At 59.8% G+C, this 25020-nt stretch carries 28 protein-coding genes; 17 read left to right on the top strand and 11 right to left on the bottom strand.

The annotated features are described in order from the left end of the window. Positions 1 to 94 precede the first annotated feature (94 nt). Both RL_RS30120 and RL_RS30125 read left to right on the top strand, forming a co-directional pair. The gene (locus RL_RS30120; protein ID WP_011654825.1) at positions 95 to 763 is read left to right on the top strand and encodes a GntR family transcriptional regulator; all 669 of its coding nucleotides are present in this window, start codon (positions 95 to 97) and stop codon (positions 761 to 763) included. Between the two features lie 73 nt (positions 764 to 836). Next, a complete protein-coding gene (locus tag RL_RS30125) occupies positions 837 to 1511 on the top strand; it encodes a GntR family transcriptional regulator (protein ID WP_011654826.1) in 675 nt (224 codons plus the stop codon). Positions 1512 to 1620: 109 nt separating this feature from the next. Here the strand turns inward: RL_RS30125 and RL_RS30130 are convergent, their stop codons facing one another. After that, positions 1621 to 3516 (bottom strand): bifunctional sugar phosphate isomerase/epimerase/4-hydroxyphenylpyruvate dioxygenase family protein, encoded by a 1896-nt coding sequence (locus RL_RS30130; protein WP_011654827.1) that lies wholly within the window; start codon positions 3514 to 3516, stop codon positions 1621 to 1623. 248 nt (positions 3517 to 3764) lie between these two features. On the opposite strand from RL_RS30130, the gene RL_RS30135 reads away from it, so the two are divergent. The 7 genes from RL_RS30135 (at position 3765) to RL_RS30165 (ending at position 9387) form a co-directional block, all read left to right on the top strand. After that, complete coding sequence (locus RL_RS30135) at positions 3765 to 4595, top strand: transporter substrate-binding domain-containing protein (RefSeq protein ID WP_011654828.1); 831 nt, start codon at positions 3765 to 3767, stop codon at positions 4593 to 4595. A 231-nt stretch (positions 4596 to 4826) separates the two neighbouring features. Next, positions 4827 to 5270, top strand: coding sequence for a type II 3-dehydroquinate dehydratase (locus tag RL_RS30140; protein WP_011654829.1), 444 nt, complete (start codon positions 4827 to 4829; stop codon positions 5268 to 5270). Between the two features lie 31 nt (positions 5271 to 5301). Continuing rightward, the gene (locus RL_RS30145; protein WP_011654830.1) at positions 5302 to 5970 is read left to right on the top strand and encodes an amino acid ABC transporter permease; all 669 of its coding nucleotides are present in this window, start codon (positions 5302 to 5304) and stop codon (positions 5968 to 5970) included. Positions 5971 to 5980: 10 nt separating this feature from the next. Then, positions 5981 to 6622, top strand: coding sequence for an amino acid ABC transporter permease (locus RL_RS30150; RefSeq protein ID WP_011654831.1), 642 nt, complete (start codon positions 5981 to 5983; stop codon positions 6620 to 6622). Between the two features lie 53 nt (positions 6623 to 6675). Further along, a complete protein-coding gene (locus tag RL_RS30155; protein WP_011654832.1) occupies positions 6676 to 7440 on the top strand; it encodes an amino acid ABC transporter ATP-binding protein in 765 nt (254 codons plus the stop codon). Between the two features lie 44 nt (positions 7441 to 7484). Then, complete coding sequence (locus RL_RS30160; RefSeq protein ID WP_011654833.1) at positions 7485 to 8552, top strand: Gfo/Idh/MocA family protein; 1068 nt, start codon at positions 7485 to 7487, stop codon at positions 8550 to 8552. A 4-nt stretch (positions 8553 to 8556) separates the two neighbouring features. Beyond that, complete coding sequence (locus RL_RS30165; RefSeq protein WP_011654834.1) at positions 8557 to 9387, top strand: shikimate dehydrogenase family protein; 831 nt, start codon at positions 8557 to 8559, stop codon at positions 9385 to 9387. 105 nt (positions 9388 to 9492) lie between these two features. Here the strand turns inward: RL_RS30165 and RL_RS30170 are convergent, their stop codons facing one another. Next, positions 9493 to 10089: a TetR/AcrR family transcriptional regulator gene (locus RL_RS30170; RefSeq protein WP_011654835.1), complete on the bottom strand. Its 597-nt coding sequence runs from the start codon at positions 10087 to 10089 to the stop codon at positions 9493 to 9495. Positions 10090 to 10189: 100 nt separating this feature from the next. Here RL_RS30170 and RL_RS30175 point away from each other — a divergent pair, with 100 nt between their 5' ends. Further along, complete coding sequence (locus RL_RS30175) at positions 10190 to 11233, top strand: saccharopine dehydrogenase family protein (RefSeq protein ID WP_041936861.1); 1044 nt, start codon at positions 10190 to 10192, stop codon at positions 11231 to 11233. Between the two features lie 72 nt (positions 11234 to 11305). On the opposite strand, the gene RL_RS30180 is transcribed toward RL_RS30175, so the two are convergent. From RL_RS30180 to pcaD, 6 genes are all read right to left on the bottom strand, one after another. Next, entirely contained in the window at positions 11306 to 12073 is a 768-nt protein-coding gene (locus RL_RS30180; RefSeq protein ID WP_041936953.1) for an SDR family oxidoreductase, read from the bottom strand. 68 nt (positions 12074 to 12141) lie between these two features. Next, positions 12142 to 13188, bottom strand: coding sequence for a 3-carboxy-cis,cis-muconate cycloisomerase (locus tag RL_RS30185; protein WP_011654838.1), 1047 nt, complete (start codon positions 13186 to 13188; stop codon positions 12142 to 12144). A 177-nt stretch (positions 13189 to 13365) separates the two neighbouring features. Then, entirely contained in the window at positions 13366 to 13977 is a 612-nt protein-coding gene (gene pcaG / locus RL_RS30190) for a protocatechuate 3,4-dioxygenase subunit alpha (RefSeq protein WP_011654839.1), read from the bottom strand. 2 nt (positions 13978 to 13979) lie between these two features. Continuing rightward, a complete protein-coding gene (pcaH, locus tag RL_RS30195; protein WP_011654840.1) occupies positions 13980 to 14729 on the bottom strand; it encodes a protocatechuate 3,4-dioxygenase subunit beta in 750 nt (249 codons plus the stop codon). Between the two features lie 9 nt (positions 14730 to 14738). Then, the gene (gene pcaC, locus RL_RS30200) at positions 14739 to 15143 is read right to left on the bottom strand and encodes a 4-carboxymuconolactone decarboxylase (protein ID WP_011654841.1); all 405 of its coding nucleotides are present in this window, start codon (positions 15141 to 15143) and stop codon (positions 14739 to 14741) included. Beyond that, entirely contained in the window at positions 15140 to 15949 is an 810-nt protein-coding gene (gene pcaD, locus RL_RS30205; protein ID WP_011654842.1) for a 3-oxoadipate enol-lactonase, read from the bottom strand. Before pcaD ends, pcaC begins: the two co-directional genes overlap by 4 nt. Positions 15950 to 16044: 95 nt before the next feature. Between pcaD and pcaQ the strand changes: the two genes are divergently transcribed. From pcaQ to RL_RS30220, 3 genes are read left to right on the top strand one after another with little or no spacing between them, the layout of a single operon-like run. After that, positions 16045 to 16965 carry a pca operon transcription factor PcaQ gene (pcaQ, locus tag RL_RS30210; protein WP_011654843.1) on the top strand — a complete coding sequence of 307 codons (921 nt, stop codon included), beginning with the start codon at positions 16045 to 16047 and terminating at the stop codon, positions 16963 to 16965. A gap of 57 nt (positions 16966 to 17022) precedes the next feature. After that, positions 17023 to 17544, top strand: coding sequence for an MbcA/ParS/Xre antitoxin family protein (locus RL_RS30215; protein WP_041936862.1), 522 nt, complete (start codon positions 17023 to 17025; stop codon positions 17542 to 17544). Next, positions 17541 to 18212 carry an RES family NAD+ phosphorylase gene (locus RL_RS30220; protein ID WP_011654845.1) on the top strand — a complete coding sequence of 224 codons (672 nt, stop codon included), beginning with the start codon at positions 17541 to 17543 and terminating at the stop codon, positions 18210 to 18212. The genes RL_RS30215 and RL_RS30220 overlap by 4 nt, the downstream gene beginning before the upstream one ends. Before the next feature lie 39 nt (positions 18213 to 18251). Here the strand turns inward: RL_RS30220 and RL_RS30225 are convergent, their stop codons facing one another. Further along, positions 18252 to 18893 carry an alpha/beta hydrolase family protein gene (locus RL_RS30225; protein ID WP_011654846.1) on the bottom strand — a complete coding sequence of 214 codons (642 nt, stop codon included), beginning with the start codon at positions 18891 to 18893 and terminating at the stop codon, positions 18252 to 18254. A 70-nt stretch (positions 18894 to 18963) separates the two neighbouring features. On the opposite strand from RL_RS30225, the gene RL_RS30230 reads away from it, so the two are divergent. Both RL_RS30230 and RL_RS30235 read left to right on the top strand, forming a co-directional pair. Beyond that, on the top strand, positions 18964 to 19146 hold the full coding sequence (locus RL_RS30230; protein WP_041936863.1) for a hypothetical protein: 183 nt from the start codon (positions 18964 to 18966) through the stop codon (positions 19144 to 19146). Between the two features lie 823 nt (positions 19147 to 19969). Next, the gene (locus RL_RS30235; protein ID WP_041936864.1) at positions 19970 to 20251 is read left to right on the top strand and encodes a hypothetical protein; all 282 of its coding nucleotides are present in this window, start codon (positions 19970 to 19972) and stop codon (positions 20249 to 20251) included. A 192-nt stretch (positions 20252 to 20443) separates the two neighbouring features. Here the strand turns inward: RL_RS30235 and RL_RS30240 are convergent, their stop codons facing one another. Both RL_RS30240 and RL_RS30245 read right to left on the bottom strand, forming a co-directional pair. Then, positions 20444 to 21064: a hypothetical protein gene (locus RL_RS30240; RefSeq protein WP_011654847.1), complete on the bottom strand. Its 621-nt coding sequence runs from the start codon at positions 21062 to 21064 to the stop codon at positions 20444 to 20446. 153 nt (positions 21065 to 21217) lie between these two features. Beyond that, positions 21218 to 23083, bottom strand: coding sequence for a DUF262 domain-containing protein (locus RL_RS30245; RefSeq protein WP_011654848.1), 1866 nt, complete (start codon positions 23081 to 23083; stop codon positions 21218 to 21220). A gap of 124 nt (positions 23084 to 23207) precedes the next feature. Between RL_RS30245 and RL_RS30250 the strand changes: the two genes are divergently transcribed. Together RL_RS30250 and RL_RS30255 are read left to right on the top strand one after the other, a co-directional pair. After that, positions 23208 to 23777, top strand: coding sequence for a hypothetical protein (locus RL_RS30250; protein WP_128402489.1), 570 nt, complete (start codon positions 23208 to 23210; stop codon positions 23775 to 23777). 84 nt (positions 23778 to 23861) lie between these two features. Continuing rightward, positions 23862 to 24935, top strand: a complete 1074-nt coding sequence (locus RL_RS30255; RefSeq protein ID WP_011654849.1) for a DUF4917 family protein — start codon at positions 23862 to 23864, stop codon at positions 24933 to 24935. Positions 24936 to 25020: the final 85 nt, after the last annotated feature.

Genomic DNA, 25020 nt, shown 5'->3' on the forward strand with positions numbered 1-25020 from the left:
AGAAAATTGTGCTTCCTATTCCGCGAATGTTTCCTTGATTGGGAATGGCAAAAAGCGATATATCCGACGATACAGGAAATATAAGAGACTCGCCATGTTGCAGCCGGTTATCAACGAGACCATCGCCGAGAGCAGCTACAGGCGCATTCGGGCCGACATCATTTTTGGCCGGCTGCCTCCCGGACAAAAGTTGAAGCTGGAAAGCCTGAAGGAGTCTTACGAGACCAGCATCAGCACACTTCGGGAAGTGCTGAACCGGCTCTCCTCCGAGGGGCTTGTCCTCGCCGAGGGGCAGAAAGGTTTCGAAGTTTCCCCGGTGTCCGTTTCAGACCTCAAGGAGACGGCGGCGCTGAGGCTTCTCCTGGAAACACATGCGCTGGAGCAGTCGTTCGTGCATGGCGACGTGGAGTGGGAGGCTCCACTGGTATCGGCGCACTACAAATTGGCGCGGATGGAACAGGTGATGGCATCCGGCGACACCAGCAGGGCTGAGGACTGGAAGCGCTACGATTGGGAGTTCCACCAAGCCCTGATATCCGCCTGCGGGTCGAAACTACTGATGGAGACGCATTCGGTGATCTTCGACAGATATCTGAGATACCAGATGGTTGCCTTGTCCTATCGAGGCGATGTCGCAGCCAATGAACATCAGCAGCTTTTGGACGCGGCATTGCGACGGGACGCAGAAACGGCCAAGCGGGTGCTTGTCCTGCATATTCAAGGCGGGGTTGAACATGCGCTGGCAAGAGGGACGTTGAGATAGAAATGGTTCGGACGTTTCTCTTCGAGCTTCAGGTCCCGACGTAAATTGCATTTCGGCGAAACCAGGAAAAGCCATGCTCAAGCAAGTCCACGACCCGGCGGAAACAGTAAGCGATGTCGTCTTCCGGCAGATTCGCGAGGACATCATATCGGGCACATTGCCGCCGGGGGCCAAGATCAAGCTGGAGCAGGCAAAGGAGCGCTACTCCATCGGCATTTCATCGCTGCGCGAAATCCTGAGCCGCCTGACCACGGAAAACCTCGTCGTCGCCGAGGGGCAGCGCGGTTTTGAAGTCAGCCCTGCTTCTCGCCGCGAACTCCTCGAGCTCGCCGACCTCAGGATCGTTCTGGAAACGCACGCGATCGGCCTTGCCTTCGCTGCGGGAAATCTCGAATGGGAGGGGCGCATCGTCGCCGCCCATCACCGGCTGGCCGCCGCGGAACGCAAGCTCCTTGCCGGCGACGTCTCGAGGACCGTCGACTGGGTCCGATACGATTGGGAGTTCCATCAGGCGATCGTCTCGGCCTGCAATTCGGCGACGCTGATGGCGACATTGTCATCCGTCTTCGACCGCTTTCTCCGCTACCATATGCTGGCCGAGAGTTTTCGCGGCAAGCCCGTCGTCGATGACCACAGGCTTTTGTTTGAACTTTCCATTCGGCGCGACGTCGCCGGCGCGACCGACGTCGTCAGGCGGCACGTTCAAAGCGGCGTGGAACATGTGCTGAAGAGCGGCCGGATTACTTAGGGCAATTCCAGGAAAAGTGCGACGCGGTTTTCCGTCCGGAATGCGCAAAACAAAAGGTTAGAGCGGCTCTGCGCTTTCATGAAAAGCTGAGCCGCTCCTAAACCTTAGCTCAAGAGGCATCTTTCGGAATTCCTTCCGGACGCATCTGTTTCTTCAGAGCGGCGATCCGGAAAATCGCGTTCGGGGCGCCATAGCCGCGGTAGCCGCGGCGCTCGACGATCTCGAAAAAGAAACCCTCTCCGTAGGTTCCGCTATAGAGCTGGAAATATTCGCCGTGCTCGTCGCGGTCATAAAGGATGTTTTCCGCCTTCAGCCGCTCGGTCAATGCAGGATCGAGGCCGAAGCGTGCTTCGACGTCGTCGTAGTAGTTCGGCGAAATGTGCAGTGATCTGAAACCGCAGACACGAAGGCTTTCTGCGGTTGCAAAGATGTCCTCGGTCACAAACGCCAGATGCTGGATGCCGGCCCCGAATTTCTCGGCCATGAAATGTCCCGCCAGGGTGCGGCGATTCTCGGCGCCGTTCATGGTAATGCGCAGCGCCCCGGTGTCGTTCTCGACGACTTGACTGCGCACCACCCCGGCCGGATCGATGATATCGACCATCGGCGTCTTCCGCGTCTCGAAAATGGACGTGTAGAACAGAAGCCAGGTGAGCATTTCATCGTAGCCGACCGTCTGGGCGACGTGATCAATGCGCAAAAGGCTTGCTGATGGCGCGTCGCTGTCGTCGGTGACCGGCTGAAAGTCGATTTCGGAAAAGCGCCCCAATGCGCTCTTGTCGTCGATGAGGTAGACGATCCCGCCCCCGACACCCCGAATGGCGGGCAGCTTGAGCTCACCGTCCGCGACAGGCTGGGTGAACGGCTCGGCATCCAAGGCGAGCGCGCGCTCATATGCTTTGGCGGCATCGTCGACGATCAGGGCCATGGCATAGGCAAAAGTACCGTGAACGGCGTAGGCGGCGTTGGCGAATCCTGCCTGATCGACATTGACGAGGATGCGGATCTCGCCCTGCTCGAAGAGGGAGACCTTTTTCGTGCGGTGGACCGCCGTCTTTTTGAATCCGAGGGTGCGCAGCAATGCAACCAGCTCGACTTCGTCTTCCTCGTCCGTGGCAAACTCGACGAAGCCGACGCCCTTGACGGAAGGCCTTTCCGGCATCGCCGCTCCGGTCATGCTGCCGGTGCCGAGATTGCGTCGTACCTGATCGCCAAGATAAATCAGAGAGCGGTGGCCGTCGGCCGCAATGGCACGCGACAAACCGCCTCGAAACTGGTCGTTGAAGATCTCCAGGGAGAAATAGCCGTCATAACCTGTCGCCGCGACGGCTTCGGTGAACGCCGTGACGGGAAGGTCGCCTTCACCCGGCATGTTGCGGAAGTGGCGGCTCCAGTAGAGCAGGTCCATGTCGATATCAGGGGCATCGGCAAGCTGGACGATGAAGATCTTCTCCTTGGGAATCGAGCGGATCGAATTGACGTCGATCTTGCGCGACAAGGTGTGGAAGCTGTCGAGGATAAGACCGACATTCGGATGATCGGCGCGACGGACGATCTCCCAGGCGTCGCGGTGGTCGCTGATATGGCGACCCCAGGCAAGCGCCTCGTAGCCCACTCTCAGTCCACGCCGGGCGGCACGCTCGCCAAGTTCGTGAAAGTCCGCCGCCGCCCGGTCGATGCCGCCGATGGCTGCCGGCGAGACATTGGAGCAGACGAGCACCAGATCCGTTCCGAGCTGCTGCATCACGTCGAACTTCCGTTCCGCGCGGTCAAACGTGCGGCTTCGCAGCGGCTCCGGCATGCCCTCGAAATCACGGAATGGCTGAAACAGGGTGATCTCCAGGCCATGGTCGCGGACGAGTTTTCCGACATCGGCCGGGCTTCCGTCGAAGGCGAGGAAGTCATTTTCGAAGATCTCGACGCCGTCGAAGCCCGCCCGGGCGATCGCCTCGAGCTTCTCAGGGAGTTCGCCGCTGATCGTTACAGTCGCAATCGAGGTCCTCATGTCAAAGCCCTTCCGATATCCGTGCGAGATTAAGCGAGCGCCGAACGCCACGATGCGTCCCGAAAAATCGCTCGCTACTATTATGGCAAATGTCGTGAGGAATTCAAATAGCGTGTCTTATTATAAATTCTCATATGATTTTGAAAAACTCTGTTGATTTGAGCGCTCGTCTCTGGCAATCATTGCTCACACAGTCAAAAGGTGAGGTGGCTGTCCGGTCGAATGACCGCTAAAGGAGGAGGAATCACATGTTCAAATCTATGCTGACGCGCCGAAACGCGATGCTCGGAGCCGCGGCCCTGGTGGCTGCCGTCACCCTGGCGCAACCGGCCGCCGCCATCACGCCTGATGAAATCAAGGCTCGCGGCAAGATCATCGTCGGAATTCAGGGTGACAACCCGCCCTGGGGCTTTGTGACCAGCGGCGGCAAACAGGACGGCCTCGATGCCGACATCGCAACGCTGTTTGCCAAGGAACTGGGTGTTGCGGTCGAGTTCGTGCCGCTTGAAGTCAACAACCGCATTCCAGCACTGACGGCCGGCCGCGTCGACGTTCTCTTCGCAACGATGGCGATGCTGCCGGATCGTGCAAAGGCCGTGCAGTTCAGCAAGCCCTATGTCGCCAATGCCATCGTTCTGATTGGTCCGAAATCGGCTGAGATCAAGACCAATGACGACATGGCCAAGTTCACGGTCGGCGTCGCCAAGGGTGCGGCCCAGGATACGCAGGTCACCAAGAACGCACCGCCGAGCACGACGATCCGGCGCTATGATGGAGACGCGGCGAGCGTCCAGGCGCTGGTGTCCGGCCAGGTGGAGACGCTTGGTGGCAACATCTTCTACATGGACCGGGTGGAGAAGGCCCGTCCGGGCGAATTCGAAAACAAGCTTGAATTCCAGAAGCTCTACAACGGTGCTTGCACGCGTCTCGGCGAAAAGGAAATCAATGCGGCGCTCAACACCTTCATCGACAAGATCAAGGCAAACGGCGAACTCAAGGCAGTCTACGACAAGTGGATGAAGGTTCCAGTCCCGGAATTCCCGGAAACGCTGGAAGGCATTCCGTTCGCGGCGAACTGAGCGAACGTCAAAGGCGGACGAGGCCCGGCCTTCCGGCCGATGACAGGGCCCGCCAACCACTCTTCCGTCATGCTCGGGCTCGTCCCGGGCATCTACGGCGGCAGATCCCCGGCACAAGGCCGAGGATGATGTCCTCAAAGAGGCAATCCCTCACAAAACAAAGCCGGGCAAGCAATGCCCGGCAACGCAACCGCCATGCTTAAGGCTCTGCCCGCATCCAGGAGCGCGATCATGAACAAACCAATCTTTGTGCTCAACGGGCCGAACCTCAATCTTCTCGGTCAGCGCGAACCGGCGATCTATGGAACCACGACGCTGGCCGACATCGGGAAACGATGCGTGACCAAGGCAAAGTCCTTGGGATTCGACGTCGAGTTTCGGCAGACCAATTTCGAGGGCGAACTGGTCGAGAGCGTGCACCAGGCCCGGACCGACGCCTGCGGCATCATCATCAATCCTGCCGGCTATACGTTCACGTCGATCGCTCTTCTCGATGCGTTGAAGATGTTCGACCCGCCGAAGATCGAACTGCACATCTCCAATGTCCATGCGCGCGAAAGCATCTACCACAATTCGCTGATCTCGCGCGTTGCCACGGCCATCATGATCGGCTTTGGAGCCGACGGCTACGAACTCGCTGTCCAGGCGATGGCTGGAATGGTCAAGCGGGACTGAATTTTCAGGAAGACGGACCAGAAGGATCGCCATGAATTATAAGTTGGATTTCACCCCGGTCATAGATGGCCTGCCGAGCCTTCTGCTTGGCTGCCTCGGGACATTCTTGCTTGCCATTTGTGGGATGTTGCTGGCGATCGTCATCGGAATTGGCGGCGTCGCCTTGCGCGACTCTGCGCTGAAGCCGGCGCGATGGCTGGTCATCGCCTTCGTCGAATTGATCCGCAACACACCGTTTCTGGTGCAGATCTTCTTCATCTACTTCGCGCTTCCGCTGACAGGCATCAGGCTGGATCCGACACCGACGGCGATTATCGCGCTCGGCATCAACGGCGGCGCCTACGCGATCGAGATCATTCGTGGCGGCGTCCAGTCGATCCCGAAGGGACAGATGGAAGCGGGTCTGGCGCTTGGTCTGCACAAGGCTCAGGTTTTCCGGCTGATCATCCTCAAGCCGGCATTGCGGGCGATCTATCCGTCCTTGACCAGCCAGTTCGTCCTGTTGACGCTGACCACCAGCATTGCATCGGCGATTTCGGCCTACGAGCTGACGTCCGTTTCGCAGCGCATCGAGTCGGAGAGCTTCCGCAGCTTCGAGGTCTACTTCACCGTCACGGTTTTCTATTTCGTGATCTCCTGGCTGATGATGCGCATCTTCGCGCAGTTTTCGGCGCGCTACTTCAAATATCCGGTCAAGTAGGAGGAATTCCATGGGTCACGAAGAATTCGTCTTCCTCCTGATCGGCCTGAAATGGACCGTGCTCCTGTCCGCCGTCGGCTTTGTCTGCGGCGGTATCGCAGGGCTCGGCGTCGCCCTTGCCCGTGCCTCGGGCATACCGCTGCTGGAACGCGTCACGGCCGGCTATATCGCCGTCTTCCAGGGAACGCCGCTGCTGATGCAGCTTTTCGTCGTCTATTACGGCCTGGCGCTGGTAGGGCTGATGCTCGATTCCTGGGTGGCCGTCGCCATCGGCCTGACGCTGCATGCGAGCGCCTATCTCGGCGAGATCTGGCGCGGATCGATCGAAGCGGTTCCGCGCGGCCAGACGGAAGCGGCAAAGGCTCTCAGCCTCAGATACATCTCGCGCATGAAGGATGTCATCCTGCCGCAGGCGCTGCGCATTTCGCTGCCAGCCACGATCGGTTTCCTCGTGCAGTTGATCAAGGGCACCTCGCTTGCATCGATCGTCGGCTTCACCGAGCTGACGCGGGCCGGCAACATCATCTCCAACCAGATCTTCCAACCGCTGACGGTCTTCGGCATCGTCGGCATTCTCTATTTCCTGATGTGCTGCCCACTGACGATTCTTGGCGCTCGCCTCGAACGAAAGTTTGCCGCCTCCGCGCGTTGATCCGCATTCCTCGTCCTCGACGCGGTCCAGCCCGCCAATATGGAGTTCTACCGATGACCAGTCCCAGTCCTGCTCAAGGCGCAGAAACCATGATCACCATGGAGCGTGTGGAGAAGTGGTATGGCGCTTTTCAGGCCCTGCGCGACATCAACATATCGGTTCGCAGCGGCGAGAGGATCGTCTTGTGCGGGCCTTCCGGCAGCGGCAAGTCGACGCTCATTCGCTGCATCAACCATCTCGAGACCTACGAAAGAGGTGAAATCCGCGTCGGCGGGATTCTTCTCGGCAATCAGGCCAAGACCATTGATGCGATCCGTCGCGAGGTCGGCATGGTCTTCCAGCAGTTCAATCTGTTTCCGCATCTGACCGTGCTGCAGAACTGCATGCTGGCACCGATGAAGGCAGTTGGCGTCAGCAGGGCGGAGGCCGAGGAACGGGCACGCGGGCTGCTCGAGCGGGTCAAGATCCTGGAGCAGGCCGACAAATATCCGGTGCAGCTTTCGGGCGGCCAGCAGCAGCGTGTCGCCATCGCCCGCGCGCTTTGCATGCGGCCGAAAGTGATGCTGTTCGATGAGCCGACGTCGGCGCTTGACCCGGAGATGGTCAAGGAGGTGCTGGATACGATGATCGCGCTGGCCGACGAGGGCATGACGATGATCTGCGTCACGCACGAAATGGGATTTGCCCGCCAGGTCGCCGATCGCGTGATCTTCATGGCCAGCGGCGCGATCGTCGAGGAAGCCCCGCCGGCCGAGTTCTTCACAAACCCACAGCATGAGCGAACCAGGAAATTCCTCGGAGAAATCCTGCGGAAGTAAGGCGTCTCAAGGTCGATGCCTCTGGCAAATTATGGGAGCCGGCAATGAAGCCGCTAGAGATTGCAGTCATGGGAGCCGGCCTCATCGGCAGGCGCCACGTCGAGCGTGTCATGTCCGAGCCCGGAACCGTTCTCTCGGCGGTGATCGATCCTTCCGACGCCGGTCGCGACTTTGCCGGGACTGTCGGCGCCCGATGGTACCGGAGCTTTTCGGACATTCGCGTCGAGGACAGGCCTGACGGTGCGATCGTGGCAACGCCGAACCAGCTTCACGTCGAGAACGGCCTGGAGATCGTCGCCGCCGGTATCCCCGTTCTGATCGAGAAACCGATCGCCGACGACGTCGATGCCGCCGCGGCATTGGTCGCAGCCGGCGAGAAGGCGGGCATACCGCTGCTGGTCGGCCATCACAGGCGTCACAATCCGATGATCCAGGCGGTCAAGCAGATCGTCGACGGCGGAAGGCTTGGCCGGATCATCGCGGTGCACGGCACGTTCTGGGTCGCAAAGCCCGACGACTATTTCGATATCCCCTGGCGGCGCGAAGCGGGCGCCGGCCCGGTCTTCGTCAACCTGATCCACGATGTCGATCTCTTCCGATATCTCCTCGGCGAGGTCGAAGCCGTCCATGCGATGGAATCGCACGCGGTGCGGAACCATGCCGTCGAGGATACGGCCGTCGTCACGCTGCGTTTCGCAAGCGGGGTGCTTGCAACCCTCAACGGCAGTGATGCCGTGGCCGCGCCCTGGAGCTGGGAGACGACCACCGGGGAGAACCCCGCTTTTCCCCGTTACGATCAATTCTGCTACCAGATCGGTGGCACCAGGAGTTCGCTCGGAATTCCCGATCCGACGCTTTGGACGAGCCCCTCGAAGCCCGATTGGCTGGAGCAGCTTGCCCAGGAGCGCGTGCCTTACGCAGCAGCCGATCCCCTTTGCGTTCAGCTCAGACATTTTTGCGACGTCATTCGTGGCGATGCCACGCCTCTGGTGAGTGGCCGGGAGGGCCTCGCCACTCTAAGGGTCGTCGAAGCGATCAAGAGATCGGCGCGCTGGGGACAGATGATCCACCTCTCTAACGCCAGCGCCTCTTCCGATCCCCAGAAAGTCTGACCATATGATCACCGGGACGACCAAACTCATCGCGCACCTCGGCTATCCGACGGAGTCCTTCAAGGCGCCGCTGATCTACAATCCGTACTTCGAGAAGAACGGAATTGATGCCGTCGTCGTGCCGATGGGCTGCAGGCCGGAGGACTATCCGGCGTTTCTGAAGCTTCTGTTCCGGCTATCCAATATCCACGGTGCTCTGATTACGATGCCGCACAAGATTTCGACGATGGCGCTGCTCGACGAAACGTCGACCAACGCGAAAGTCGCCGGCTCGTGCAACGCAGTGCGTCTCGGGTCGGACGGCAGGCTGATCGGTGACATGTTCGATGGCGAGGGCTTCGTTCGCGGCGTGTTGCGCAAGGGTAAAAAGGTTGAAGGAGCCCATGCGCTCATCGCGGGCGCCGGCGGCGTCGGCTCGGCGATCGCGGCGTCCTTGGCACAGGCGGGCGTGGAGCATCTCGCCATCTTCGACGCCAACGAGACGACCGCGACCGCGCTGCTGGACAGGCTGAAGAAATTTTATCCGCAGCTTCAAGTGACAGTCGGATCCGCCGATCCTGATGGTTTCGACATCGTCGTCAATGCGACACCTCTCGGCATGCGACGGGGCGACCCGCTGCCGATCGATATCGACCGCATCTCGCCATCGACCTTCGTCGGCGAAGTCGTGATGACGAAGGAGATAACCCCTTTTCTCGAGGCCGTGCGGGCGCGCGGCTGTGCATTTCAGGTTGGGACGGACATGTTGTTCGAACAGATCCCCGCCTATCTCGAATTCTTCGAATTCCCGACGACGACGGCCGACAATCTGCGGGCGATCGCCAAACTCGGATGATGCCGAATTTAGAGCAAGATGCCGTAAGGTGTGAGCGGTTTTGGGACGACCTTGGTCTCGTCAAACTCGCTTCAGCCAAAATCTGGATGCGCTTTTCCGATGTGATCAGCTACGGCTGGCGGCGATCAGGGCATGCGATGCATCGCGGAGCAATCCGGTTGCCTCGCCGGGTTCAAAGAGCTGCATGCTGACAAAGGCACCGTTGATCAGAACCGCGAGTTGACCGGCGAGGCGATCGGGCGCGGCAACCGCCAGAGCCTCGGCGATAGTCTTGAGACGACGCCGCATCTCGCGCATGTGGGCTTCGGCGACCTTCCGGGCGGGGTGATCTACCTCAGGGAACTCGGCCGCGGTGTTGATCTGCGGGCAGCCCCGGTAATTTCCCCGCCCGACCCGTTCGCCGATCCACTCAAAATGTGCATCGAGCTCGGCCTCGGCATCGTCCGGATGCTGTTCCGTCACGCGATCCCATGTGCTCCAGAAGTCCAGGTCTTCGCGCTTGAGGAAGGCGGCGACGAGGTCGTCCTTCGTGCCGAAATGGCGGTAGAGGCTGGTTTTGGCGACGCCGGATTTTTCGACCACAAGATCGACACCGACAGCGCGCACGCCGCGCCGGTAAAAGAGTTCTGATGCCGTCTCGAGAATTCTGTCCCGCACCTCCTTGGTGACGGGTGCAGGGGCGTTTGCCGAGGTTTTTGTCATTCGTATATCTCCATTTTCGCCACAGTAGCAGAAAATCGATTGACACGCTACAGACCTGTATGTTTTAGGTACAGACAGGTCTGTAGCGCGGGAGAGAACAATGACCATCTACGAAGCTGACATCATGAAGACGCCCCAATCTGTCGCGGTCTTGGGAGCGAACGGCCATACCGGTCGTTTTGTCGTAGCCGAACTTTTGCGGCGCGGTCTCAAGCCCATCGCGATTGGACGGAACGCCGAGCGGCTGGCGGCTGCGGGCTTTATGGAGCGCGGCATTGAATGCCGCGAAGCATCGGTCGAGGATGACGAGGAACTGGACAGGGCGCTAGCCGGGGCGGCGGCAATCATCAACTGCGCCGGCCCGTTCATGGACACCGCCGACGCAGTGGTGCGTGCCGCATTGCGAGCGGGGATCCATTATCTCGACGTGACGGCCGAGCAACCGAGCGTGCAGGCCACGTTCGAGAGGCACGAGGTTGCGGCCCGGGAAGCGGGCGTAGTCGTCATCCCGGCCATGGGTTTCTATGGCGGCTTGGCCGACCTGCTCGTGACAGCCGTCATGGACGAGTGGGAGCACGCCGACGACATCGAAATTCGAATTGCGCTCGACAGCTGGCTCCCGACGAGAGGCACACGCGTTACCGGAGAAAGAAACACTGTGCGGCGCCTGGCCGTCAGCGGTGGGCAGCTGGAGCCGGTGCATCAACCGCCTGCTGAAAGGATTTCGACTTTACCGGCCCCGTTCGGCCAGCAGACTTTCGTCGAGATTCCCTTTTCGGAAGTGCCGCTGATCGCGCGGCACGTCCGGACGAAGGAACTGCACACCTTCTTGAGCACAGTCGCTCTGCGGGATGTCCGCGATCCGTCGACGCCTCCGCCGCAGGCGGTCGACGAATTCGGGCGTTCAGCGCAGCGCTTTGCCGTAGAAGTGATTGTCACGCAAGAAGGCGTGCGCCGTCGGATCATCGCGCAGGGACAAGACATCTACGCCGTTTCGGCGCCGATCATCTGCGAAGCGGTTCAGCGCATCCTGTCAGGCGAAATCCGCGATATCGGCGCAAAACCGCCGGCAGAGATTTTCAATGCCGCCAGCTTCCTGCAGGCGCTCGGCCCGGATCTGTCGGTCGAGATATCGGAAACTTAGTTCGGACCGCCAGACTTTCAGAAAGTCCCTCACGATGGCTTGGGAGACTTTCGGATCTAAAACGATCCCGCTCTAGAGCGAGGCGGTGATGCCGCCGTCGACGGTCAACATATGGCCGTTGACGAAGGAGGAGGCATCCGAGGCCAGGAAGACGGCGGCGCCGACGAGCTCCTTGACCTCGCCCCAGCGGCCGGCCGGCGTGCGGTTTTCAAGCCAGCCGGAAAACTTCGGATCGTCGACGAGCGCCTGGTTGAGCGGCGTGCGGAAATAGCCGGGTGCGATCGCATTGATCTGCAAGCCGTATTTCGCCCAGTCGGTCGCCATGCCGCGCGTCAGGTTCTTCACCGCGCCCTTTGTCGCGGTATAGGGCGCGATGCCGGGACGGGCGAGTTCGGCCTGGACGGAGGCGATGTTGATGATCTTGCCGCGGCCGCGCGCAATCATCGCCTGGGCGACCGGCTGGCTGACATAGAACAGGCTGGAGACATTGGTCTTGAAGATCTCGTCCCATTTGTCGACCGGAAAGTTCTCCAGCGGTGCGCGGAACTGCATGCCGGCATTGTTGACGAGGATGTCGATCGGGCCGATCTCCGCCTCGATATAGTCGATGGCGGTGCGGCTGGCCTCCGCGTCGGTGACGTCGAAGGCGGCACTGACGGCATGGCGATGGCTGCGACGGATATCCTCGGCGGCGGCCTCCGCCTTCTGCGCGTTGCGGCCGTTGATGATGATCGAAGCGCCATGCTCGGCAAGCCCGACCGCCAATGCGCGGCCGATGCCCTGGCTGGAGCCGGTGACGAGGGCGCGGCGGCCGGAGAGATCGAAAAGGGGGAAGGTCACGAGGCTGCTCCTGATTTCATTTGCACTCTGCATAGCCGGTTTCCGGCATGAGATGCAAAGGCGCTGAATCAGGTCGTTCCAAGCCTCTTGATATTCCCCGTCAGCTCCTTCGCCAGTCGCAGGCTGGCGGCGGTTGCCATCGTCATTTGCGGCAGCAGCAGCCATTCGAGCGTCCAGGCAGCGCCGGAGCGTTCCTGTTCGTGCACAAGGGACTGGTGGATGCCCGATAGAAGAGTGGCGTTGAAGCGCGCGAGCGAGATGAGGACTTCGGCGGAAACGGGATTCTGTTTGTGCGCCATGGCCGACGAGGTGCCGCCACCTGAGATTTCGATTTCATCGCCGGCCTGGGCAAGCAGCGCGATATCCTGGCCCATCTTGCCGAGACTGCCCGATATCGACGCGAACAGCCCGGCAATATCGGCGATCGGCAGACGCCCGCTCTGCCATTGTGGTGCATCGGTGAGGCCGAGTTCCTGGGCGAGGGAGGCACGGATTGTCGCGGCCTGCGACCCGAGCTTGTCCAGCGTGCCGGCCGCGCCCCCGAACTGAACGGGAAAACCCTGCTCGGTCAGGCGGTCGCGATAGGTCGCCAGCGGCTCCCGCCACGCACGGAGGCGGTCGGAGACGGTAATCGGGATCGCCGCCTGCATGCGGGTATGGCCGATCAGCTTGTTCCGGCCGAACTGGCCGTCCAGCGCATGGAGCCCCGCGGCGATGGTGGAAAGCCGGCCGGCAAACAGAAAGACGACGGCCTTCAGGCGGATCATCAGGCTGGTATCGATGATATCCTGGCTGGTGGCGCCGAAATGCAGGCTTTTTGCCGCTTCCTCGCCGACACTAGCGCGCAGCTGCTTGATGAGATCGGGAACGACGACGCCGTCCCTTGCCGTTGCCGATCGAAGATTGGAGACTTCGGGCGAGAAGGCAGCGCAAGTTTCAGCGATGCGCCTTGCGGCTTCGGCAGGGATCAGGCCATGAGCGGCTTCAGCCTTGGCGAGCGCGGCCTCGAAGGAGAGCATGGCCCGGATATCCGCCTCGGCAGAGAAATAGGGCGCGATTTCGTTGTCGCCGAGCAGGCCGGAAAGGAAAGGATGGTCGAAGGGCGATGCGGTCATGATCGTCTCGGTTTGTGGTGGTGGCCCCCTCGTCCGGCTGCCCCCACCTCTCCCCGGCGGGGAGAAGGGACTCGAGGCTGCTCCGGGGCCCATGGGCAGATGATCTCGCAGGGCACGTCCCATAGGGGACGCTACCTGCACTTAGCCGCCCCAGCAAGCCGATCGCGACGCCGGCCCTTAAATATCGAGAAACACCGTTTCCTTTGGACCCTGCAGGTGGATGTCGAAATGACAGGTTACGCCGTCGCGGGTGGCGACCATCGTTGCGACGCGCTCGCGATGTTCGATGCGCAAAAGCAGCGGGTCGGCGGCGTTGGCCTCCGTCTCCTCCGGAAAATACATGCGTGTATGCAGGCCGATATTGATGCCGCGGGCGACGATCCAGAAGGTGATGTGCGGGGCTTGTCTGCGGCCATCCTTGAAGGGGACACGGCCGGGCTTGACCGTCTCGAAGCTGTAGACGCCGTCCTCGGCGCGGGTCGGGCAGCGGCCCCAGCCGGTGAAATTGGGATCGGCAGCACCGCGCATTTCCGACGGGCTGTTGTAGAGGCCGGCGCTGTCGGCCTGCCAGATCTCGATGACCGCATCGCGCACCAAGGCGCCGGCACCGTCGAAGATCCGGCCGGTGACGGTGATACGCTCGCCGAGCGTCTTGTCGTTGACCATCGCGACGCCGAGATCGCTGTCGTAGACGCCCGAGATGTCGCAGAAATTCGGCGTCAGGCCGATATGCACATAGGGGCCTGCCGTCTGCGACGGGGTTTCCTTGAGATAGCCGAGCTGCTGCATGGTCAGTTGCCCTCCAATTTGTTTTCGAACATCGTCGACCGGCGGCCGCGCAGCACGATATCGAATTTATAGGCGCGTGAATCCATCGGGATGGTGTTGCCCCAGTCGAGCGGCGCGATCAGCTGCTCGATCGCCGCCTTGTCGGGGATCGTGCCGACGATCGGACATTTCCAGATCATCGGATCGCCCTCGAAATACATCTGGGTGATCAGGCGCTGGGCAAAGCCATGTCCGAAGATCGAGAAATGGATATGGGCGGGACGCCAATCGTTGATGCCGTTCGGCCAGGGATAGGCGCCGGGGCGGACGGTGCGGAAGTGATAATGGCCGTCCTCGTCGGTGATGGCGCGGCCGCAGCCGCCGAAATTCGGGTCGATCGCCGCCAGATAGGTTTCCTTCTTGTGGCGATAGCGGCCGCCGGCATTGGCCTGCCAGAACTCGACCAAGGCGCCGGCAACCGGCCTGGCGCGCTCGTCGAGCACACGGCCATGGACGATGATGCGTTCGCCGATGGCACTTTCGCCGGGCTGCGCGTAATTCAGGATCAGGTCGTTGTCGAGTTCGCCGATCATCGAATGGCCGAAGACCGGACCGGTGGTCTCGGAAATCGTGCCATCGAGCGACAGCAGCGCGCGCTGCGGCGCGCGCAGCACGGAGGTCTTGTAGCCCGGCGTCAGCGCCGGCGCATGCCAGGCGCGGTCGCGGGCGAAGAAGCCGCCGGTCTCGGGCTTGCGGTTCGGTCGTTCGGACATGTTCCTCCCTCAGGCCGCCTTTTCGGCGTCCATCTGTTCAAAAGCCTGCTTTGCAATCTTGATCGCGTGATTGGCGGCGGGAACGCCGGCATAAATCGCCACATGTAGCAGCGCCTCGCAGATATCCTCGCGGGTCGCCCCCGTATTGGCAGTGGCGCGCACATGCATGGCGACCTCGTCGTCCTGGCCAAGCGCGGCAAGCAGAGCGATCGTGATGATCGAGCGCTCGCGCTTCGTCAGCGCCGGGCGCGACCAGACATGGCCCCAGGCGGCTTCGGTGATCAGTTCCTGGAAGGGGCGGTCGAACTCCGTCGCAGTAGTGGCGGCGCGGTCGACATGGGCGTCGCCAAGCACGGCGCGGCGGGTCGCCATGCCCTGGCGATAGCGCTCGGAAGGGGACGCGGTTTCATTCATGGGCTGACTTCTCCAGGCGGAATGGATGTGAGGAAGGCGCGGATGATCGCCGTCAGCGCCTCCGGCTGCTCGATGCAGGGAATGTGCGCGCAATCGCGGATCACTTCGTAGCGAGCGCCGGAGATCAGCTTCGCGGTCGAAAGCACGAGATCGGGTGGCGTCGAGCCGTCCTGGTCGCCAACGATGCAGATCGTCGGGACGGTGATCGTCTTTGCGACCTCGGTGAAATCGGCATCACGGATCGCGGCGCAGGCAGCGACATAGCCCTCGACGGGCTGGCGCGTCAGCATGTTGCAATAGCCGGCATAGGCGGTGCTCTCGGGCCGGCGGAAGGCGGGCGTGAACCAACGCTCCATGACCGCGTCGACGATGCTGGCGATGCCGTTTTGCTCGACGGCGGCGATGCGGGCGTTCCAGCTCTCCGCCGTGCCGATCTTGTGGGCGGTGTCGCAGAGGATGAGCGCGCGGACCAGGTCCGGCCGGCGGTGATAGAGCGACTGGGCGATGAGGCCGCCGACCGACAGGCCGCAGATGACGGCATCCTTGACCGACAGCAGATCGAGAAGGCCGGCGAGATCCGTCGCATGGTCCTCGATCGATGAGGGGAGCTGGCCGACATCGGAAAGGCCGTGGCCGCGCTTGTCGTAAAGCACGATGGCAAATTCACCGGCAAGCCGCACCACGACGTCGCGCCAGATGCGGAAATCCGTACCCAGCGAGTTGATAAAGACGATCACCGGCCTGTCGGCAGGCGCGCCAATGATCTGATAATGGATCGTCACGTCGTTTATGCGGGCGAATTGCACGTCATTCTCCTCCTGAATGGTGAAATTGACTGGTTGATCCGGTTAAGTAAAATGATATTTATTGGCGTTTCGATAACCGTGGAGTTATGCGAGCGATGATCGACAGCCGGGTCAAGTTCCGCCATCTGCAAACCTTTGTCGAGGTGGCGCGGCAGAAGAGCGTCATGAAGGCCGCCGAATTGCTGCATGTCAGCCAGCCGGCGGTCACCAAGACGATCCGCGAACTCGAACAGGTGCTGGGTGTCGATGTCTTCGAGCGCGACGGCCGCGGCATCAAGATCACCCGCTACGGCGAGGTCTTCCTGCGGCATGCAGGTGCGGCGCTGACGGCGCTGCGCCAGGGCCTCGATTCCGTCTCGCAGGAGCAGTTTTCCGATGCGCCGCCGATCCGGATCGGCGCGCTGCCGACGGTGTCATCGCGCATCATGCCGCGGGCGATGGAACTCTTCCTCAAGGAAAAGACCTGGAGCCGGGTGAAGATCGTCACCGGCGAGAACGCGGTGCTCTTGGAGCAGCTTCGCGTGGGTGATCTCGACCTTGTCGTCGGACGTCTGGCCGGCGCCGAGATGATGGCCGGCTTTTCGTTCGAACATCTTTATTCCGAGCAGGTGGTGTTTGCCGTGCGCGCCGGCCATCCGCTGCTCGACGGCCGGCAATCGCTGTTTGCCGGCTTTGGCAACTACACGGTGCTGATGCCGACGCGCGGTTCGATCATCCGGCCGGTTGTTGAAAATTTCCTCATCGCCAACGGCGTCTCCAGCCTGCCGAACCAGATCGAGACGGTGTCGGATTCGTTCGGCCGCGCATTCCTGCGGGCAAGTGACGCGATCTGGATCATTTCCAACGGCGTCGTGGCCGGCGATGTCGCCGACGGGCGGCTGGCACTACTACCTGTCGATACCGGCGAGACCAAGGGGCCGGTCGGGTTGACGGTGCGCGCCGATGCCGTGCCGTCGCTGCCGCAATCGATCCTGATGCAGACGATCCGCGAGGCGGCGGGCGAGGCGGCCCTTTAAATTTGCTTGATGAATGCCCAGATTTGGACTAAGTCTAATTCAAGACAGGAGGCTTTCATGCAGCATTCGCGACGGGAGCAACGGGAAGACCAGGGGCCACAGCGGCTGGAAATGGAGCGGTTTGCTCCGGCCAACCGCAAGAGGCTGAGCGCGCCGGCCCTGCGAACCTTTCTGGCGATCGCCGATCTCTGGGGGCTGAGCGAGGAGCAGCGTCTGCTCATGCTCGGCTATCCCTCCCGGTCGACCTATCACAATTGGGCCAAACAGGCGCGCGAGCACGGTGCTTTCACGCTCGATGTCGATACGCTGACCCGCATCTCGGCCGTGCTCGGCATCCATCAGGCGCTCGGCGTGCTGTTTTCCGATGAACGCGCCGGCGTCGCCTGGCTGCGCGCACCGCACCAGGCGCCGGTTTTCGGCGGGCATCCGCCGCTTGATATCGTGACAAACGGGACCCAGGACGGGTTGATGACCGTCCGCCGGTTTCTCGACGGCGCCCGCGGCGGTCTCTACATGCAGCCGAATATGCTCGACGAAGCCTTCACACCCTACGAAGATGCGGACATCGTCTTCCGGTGAGTGACCGTTTTGCCGAGGCGCCGCGTCCGTCGTACCGGCTGATCCCGTCGCAATTTCCCCCGATCGGGCTTTTCGAGACGGTAACGCGGGCGGCCGACCTCGAAGCCGTGATGGAGCTCGTCGGCTGGACCAACGACCGCCTCGTCGCCGACCGCATCCAACGTCTCCCCGAGGACCAATGGGTTTACGGCGTTGCCAATGCCAGCATCGTCATGGCGGCATTCCTGCATGTCGCGCCGGGAGGAATGCGCTTCAACGGCCCCGATCTCGGCGCCTGGTATGCAGCCGACGATCCCCGCACAGCCGCCGCCGAGGTCGGCCATCATCTCAGGCGCGAAGCGCTCGCACGTGGGGTGGCGACGATGGCGCGCACCTATCGAAGCTATTCGGCTGCTCTGATTGGCGATTACCTCGACATTCGTGGAGAGCAGACGCTACGGCCTGATGTCTATGACGGCACGAGCTATGCGGCGTCGCAGGTGCTGGGGGAAGAGGTGCGCTCGAGCGGCGGCGCCGGTATCCTCTATGACAGTGTCCGGCTGAGAGGTGGAGTTGCGATCGTCGCCCACCGGCCGCGCAATATTCAGGGCGTGGTGCAGGCCGACCACTTCGAAATCACCGTGTCCGCCACCGACCGGCGCATCGATGTCAGGAAGCTTGCTGCCTGACGGAGCAGCCGCGAGCCGGCGCCGGCGATATGGTGACACTCAAGCCGGCAGTCGTTCGGCCCATGCCATCGCCGCCTTCGCCATCGTGGCGAGATGATCGGCACTGGAGAAACCAGAGATCGTCTTGCGCGGCTTGAGATCGTGGTCGCCATCCTCAAGCCAGAGGATCTCGATCCTGTCGGACAGATCGTAGCCCGGCACCTCGTCCCGCGTGCCGAATTCGTCGCGCGTTCCCTGGCAGATCAGGGTGGGCGTCGTCAGCCCCGTGAGATGGCCGGTGCGCAGCTTCTGCGGCTGGCGTGGCGGATGGAAGGGATATCCGAGGCAGAGCAGGCCGGCGATCTTGCCGCGACGATTGAGATCGTCGGCGACCATGCTGGCGACCCGGCCGCCCATCGACTTGCCGCCGATAATCAGAGGGCCGCTGGCGCCGAGCTCGGCAATCGCCGCCTCGTATTCGGGATTAAGCGTTTCGGCCCGCGGCGGCGGCTTGCGGCCCTCGGAGGTGCGGCGGGCGGCCATGTAGGCGAATTCGAAACGGGCCACACGGAAGCCAACGCCGGCGAGTGCATTTGCCGCTGCTGTCATCGATGCCGAATCCATCGGCGCGCCGGCGCCATGCGCAAGAAGGATCGTGAAGCGCGCATCCTCGGGCCCCTGCAGAAGAAACCGGTCAAGCATCAGCAATCCTCCATCCCATCGCCGGAACCATGTCGCCGGCCGCGGCTTCTTCCTGGAAAGGAGACCGACAATGTCGACGAATGATCAAAACGTAAAGCCTGAGCAGCAGCGACCCAAGGATGTCGGCGCCGTTCTTGAAAAGCCGGAACCTGCCGACGCAGAGTCGATGGCGCCGCCGGTGGTGCAGCCGGCTGGGGTCAGGGACAAAAGTGAACGACCTGTGGTCAATCCGATCACCGGGGTCGCTTCCTGATCGACTACCGTAAATTATCGTGTAGAACCCCTGAACCGCCTCTTGAAACGCCGGCGGGAAGGGTCCATATACCGGTCCTGCCTGAAAAATGGATGCGCGCGGTATCGACGTCGTCGAACTGTTCGTTGTCCGACAGGATAAGGGCGCTCCCCACAAGGGTCGAGCGCCCTTTTTGCTATCCAGCCATCGCACTCGTGGCCGCAACGTGCACCCGCTTTGAAAATTAGTCACAGCGGGATCCGTCAACGGAAATGAAGAGCTTCCAGGAGCAAAGACGCGATCCATGCTTTTTTTCCCGCGATAACGTGACGATGATCTGGGAAAATTGATGCAGGTAGCTGTCCCGCAGGCTGGCCACTTGAGCCGCCCCGTCGCAACTAACGAAATAAGAATTGGCTGGGGAACCCGGATTCTCACATGACTTCAGAGGCTTATGAGAAAAACCTTTAAATTCCCTCTGTTTTCCCATCGCGAGCGACCGTGGATACCACCTTTGTGCCCTGGCTTTGGACCTCAGTCAATATGGGTGTGGAGCGGAAATAATTTCCGTGCCGAGCGCCGAAGCTACCGAACTGGCGACCACCGCTGCTTCGCGCCCGCATTTCTGTCGTTCAAGTCATGCCATTCAGTTATCGTAGCGATCACCGAAAATAGCAGGGAGCGTCGGGCCAGTCGTGGGCGTGAGGATGATTTCGAGAGGAAAGGTAGGGACTGTCGGCACCGCAATGTTATCAAATGCCGATAGGGGAAATAGACGCGAAGAAATCGGTGACTCCTTCTGCTGGAGGCATGCAGAGATGTCCGTCTGCCGAGGAGGTGGCCGATGAAGAGCAAGAAGATACCCAGTGATATTGCCAACGCCATCAGGCAGTCGGCAATCGATGGCTGGGACGATGATGCCGATATGGTTGCCCACACCATCGAAACCGAAACAGCCGCCTATCTTGAGCTTAATGCGCTGGACTTCGGGACTGCTGCCAGCTTTCGTGAAAGGATCATTGCCGCTGTCTCTAAGAATTCCGACGGCTGGGACGAGCGGCTGTCCATGGCATTAGTCAAAGTTGTCGAAATGCTGGAGCGTGACTACGCCAACCGCAAAAAGTGAGGCGGGCCTGCGCGCGTTATCCAAGCCGAGGCCAGGCGGCGGGCGATCACGTTTGATTGGCCGGATCATCCGTCGCTTGAGACGCAGTCCGGGCTCGTATCATTCGGGTGCGATCAGGAGCTTACCAACTATGAACGCCCCGCTGGCGCATCCGGCACTGGTGGATAGCGCGGGGTTAAATACGATCGAAAGCTACAATGCAGTTCGCCCCCAATCGAAGGCGACAATCACTTCAACGAACGTCATCGCGGTGGGGACCAGAAGTATCAAGATGCCGACGCAATATGATATTAGTGCGATCAACCTGATCTCCGGATGCGAGACATTGAGGAGCCGATAGAGCTCTCCCATCGGATCCGCCAAGCTATTCGGATCGACATTGCGTCCTTCCCCATCGTAGTTGAAGTTGGACGAGTTGCGAGCGAGCGGCTCGGCCTCGGTCCCTAACTTGATCAATTTCAACAGATAGTCGAGATTTCGAGGCTGGCAGAAGTAAACCTTCTCAGCCTCGAAGAAGGCGGCCGCCGAATCGTACTTCTTGATCAACGCCGGACATTTCAGGCCGTACAGCGCCGCACCTACCGCGATCAAACAGCAGCCTAGATACAGCAAAAGGAGCCGCAGCGACGGGCCGCAACTGGCCGGCCGGCAAAAATCGGTATGTAGGCTGAGAAACTTCACGATCTCCCCGTTAAAGAGCAGGAGATAGCCAACCAGCGGCACCGCGATAGTAGCCTTGGCGATGGTTGAATTCCCCAATCTCCGCAAGACGCTCCACCGCGACTGATGATCAAGCGATGCAATTGTCCTCATTTAGCGCCCCTCACTTCGGATTTGCTAGCTGTCACCAGAACTCGATATCGCCAGTCTGCCGTCAAAGCCGAGGCCTATTAGACGAAGAACGGCCGGCGCGTAACATTGACACCTTGCTCTCCGAATTGCGGCAGATAGCAAATTGTTTACCGATCATTGTCGCCAGATTTCGATGGCGCGTCCGAACAAGCTCTCGGCTCTAACTTTGATTGCAACTTCGTCCCAGTGCTCAACTTCAAACAACTGCTGGTTCAAGGGCAAAAGTGAGTGCTTCATCATTTCTGGCTTCTTTTCAGGCCAGCCATAGTTCTTCTGGGCGGAATTCAGCGAAGAGCTCAGGATAGTCAGGTTCCCGAGCGTCTGGAGAGCAGTCCCGCGTTTGCGCGTCGCCTCGGCGCGTGGATCGTTTGCTTGAGCAGAATATAGATCGAAAAACGAAAGTCCCTTCGTGCCGTCTGGCAGAGGCCAGTGGGCTATCCAATCCTGCGGCATTATATGCTCGACAGTTGGCTGTTGTGCGAACGACAGTGCCTCAGATTTGGACGACATGAAGGTTTGGTTGATCCGACCAAAAATATGAACGAGCTTCGGACTGTTCAGCGATCCGTAGAGAGGTTTGGTAAGCCATGATTCCTTGAACGCCGCATCATCCGGCCAAAGACCAGAGTCGCCAGCTTGGTCAAGCAATGCACTCCGAAGGGCCGTCGACGTGAACCCATCTCTGCGTAGGTTTCGTGTCAGGGAGAGAAATATCCTGTTGTAGTTTTTAGTGCCCAAATCGCAGACGGCGCGGCGTAGTAGATACGACTCAAGGATGGCAGAGATCCGTCCCCACTCTTCGTCGTCAACATTGGCGCTCAAAAGAGCCAGCAAAAATGGATAGGCTGTCCTAATGTCAAAGGCGTCCATGAACCGGCATAAGTCAGCAATTTTGTCGCCTGCCTGCGGATCGATGATGCGGCGGAAATCTGCTCCTTGCTTAGAAAGTGTCGCGAGTTCCCCTTGGATAGTCGGGAACGGTTTTTGTGCTTCAATCCAATGCCGGTATTCGACATACAGGTGCTTAATGGGGATATCACGGCCCTGATGGCTGGCAAGAAAATGCTGCATGAAAAGATCGCTACGTGGGCGAGTGAGGCGGCCTTGCTTGACTTCCTCGCGCCAGAACTCTTCGTCAAACCCGGCCCAATACTGCTTATAAACGGCCTCGACGTCCAAACCTTCCCGGCCCGCGCGGAAGAAGATGTAGTTCCGCAACAGATCCGCGGGAAGTAGAGGTTCGCCGCGGGCGTTGAGGGTTTCGAAGATCACCTGCGGATCATCATCTTTCTGTAGGTCGATCACGACCACCATCAAACCACTTCTAAGCGTTTGGAAACACTCGTCGACACGGGCCGACAGAGGGAACGTTTCCGCGAGTGGAAGATCCCCGTCTCCACCAAGGAAGAAGCCTTTCAACTGTTCATAGAAAAACAGGTAAGCCTCAACCATCCGAGGTCTCGGATCTGGTTGGCGCGCATACGGTCTTTTGTGAAGCGGATTGCGCTTGAGAACGTCCTCTCGGGACCCCGAGCCAATCACGTCGGTGAATTGCTTGCGATCGAGCTGCGTGGGCCAGACCTTGAACCGATCGACGTCGGCGTCTGCCATCATGCCCGTGTTGAAGAGAAACTTGTCGCATTCCTTGGCCAGTTCTTCACAACCTTCGCTTCGGCAGAAATCGCGATATGCTGCTAGGAAAATCTGCAGCGTGGTCAGTCGTTGCTGTCCATCGATTACCTGCCGGACAACCACATGGCCCGTTGGCGTCTGCTTCTGGTCGAGGACCATTGCGCCGAGAAAATGAACCGGCGCATCTTTTCGTCCATCCAAGGCCTCGGTGAACTTTCGTTGGATGTCCTCCCACAATGGAAGCCACTGATGCTCTTCACTCCAAACGTACTGCCTCTGAAAGAGCGGCACCTCGAGTCGTTGCTTTGCGTCGAACACGGCGAGAAGGGATGACTTGTGGACGTCCATGTTTCCTCCGAAAGCGGCAAAGGTAACTAAGAAAATAAGTTGCGTAGAGTAATAGATACAACTACATGCTTGGTGCAATGGCGGATGGAAGTCGTCGTTGATTTTCGCTGTATGGATGCAGGATATGACCGAGACCGCCGCTCTGATCAATGCAGTTGCAACGCTCCTAGGTGCCGTTGCATGGCCGGTGGCAATTTTCAGCATCGTCGCTTTGTTGAGGAAGCAGATCGTCGAACTCATCGGCAGAGTTGAGAACCTGAATATGGGGGACAAGTCGATCAAGTTCCGACAGGCAGCCATAACTGGCGTCTCTGAAGCCGTCGAACAACTCGCAGAGTCGCATGAGCTAGATGTGGCAACGGAGACGGCTGTTCCTATCGACGACATTATGAAGGAACTGATCGAAGATGACCCGCGCGCCGCCATCTTGACGCAGTGGGACCGGGTCCAACGAGCCTTGACCAATCTAGCGACCCGTCACGGCGTGGATATCGACTTGCGCAGCATGCATCGCACGGCTCTAGTCCTGAATGGCGCAGGACTTATATCGGATGAGTTGGGAGCTGCCCTAGAAGAACTCTATAAGAGTTGCAAATACGCGCGGCGTGTATACGAGTTCGATTTGCCTCAAGAAACGGTTGAGGACTATGTTCGGGCTACTAATGATGCAATCGGCGCGTTGAAAAAGGCTTGAATAATCAAGCTCTAGTCGGAGGACATATTGCATTGTCCTGCTATCTGACGCTGATCTAAAGTCTCAAAATGTTGGGGTATTGCAGTGGTCGATCTTCTAAGCTTTGCAGAAGCAATTAGCGACTCCCGCCAACTTTCAAAACGACATCTGTTGCTTGGCAACGGGTTCAGCATCGCGTGCTGCCCTGACATTTTCCACTATGGTTCGCTTTTCAGCGCTGCAGACTTTTCCAAAAATCCCGAGCTCGTCAAGGTTTTCGAAGTCCTCAAGACTCAGGACTTCGAAGTTGCGATTAAAAACCTCGAAGCCGGCGCACTTTTGACAAGCATCTATTCGCCTGGTCACGTTGACGCTGCCGCAAAGATGCAGGCCGACGCCAATGCTCTGAAGGAAATTTTGCTTTCCGCTATCGCGGGAAATCACCCAGATGTTCCCTCGGATATTTCGAACGACAAGTTTTGGGCGTGCCGTCGTTTTCTAAGCATGTTTCTGGGACGACAGAACGACGGGCAGGTTTTTACGCTGAACTATGACCTGCTTTTGTATTGGACGTTGATGCATGAGGACAACCCATTTTTAAACCCCGTTGATCTCGCCACCAATGATGGTTTTGGAAACGATGAAGATGATCCCTCGGCCGACTATGTCGTGTGGCAAGGCGAAGTGAGCGCTCATAGTGCGAAGGTTCATTTTCTGCACGGCGCGCTACATCTCTTTGACGCCGGCACCGAGCTCCAAAAATACACATGGGTTAGGACCAACGATCGACTGATTGACCAGGCGCGCCGAGCGATCAACGACAACAAGTATCCGTTGTTCGTGACCGAGGGATCCAGCGCGCAGAAGAAAGCAAAAATCCGGCACAACGCCTATCTCTACCAAGGCTTCAAGCAACTTACTGCGAACGCCCAGCAGGGAAAGCATTGTTTCTTCGTGTTGGGTCACTCGCTGGCTGACAACGACGATCATATTTTGCGGCGGTTCGGAACCGGGCGTTTCAGCAAACTGTATGTCAGTCTTTTTGGAGATCCGGCCGCACCCGGAAACCAACAGATCATTGCCAAAGCAAATAGGCTGGCCGCCATGCGTCACGATAGGTTTCCGCTTGAAGTCGCATTCTATGACGCTGCTACGGCGAACCCGTGGACCTATCCATAGCGGGCGCCACTCCGCCCGCCTATCGCGTACCGGAAATAATTTCCGGCGCCATTTGGAGAAAGCGGGCTAACCTCGCCCTATTGCA

The organism is Rhizobium johnstonii 3841, from assembly GCF_000009265.1.
In the GTDB taxonomy this organism is placed as follows: domain Bacteria; phylum Pseudomonadota; class Alphaproteobacteria; order Rhizobiales; family Rhizobiaceae; genus Rhizobium; species Rhizobium acaciae.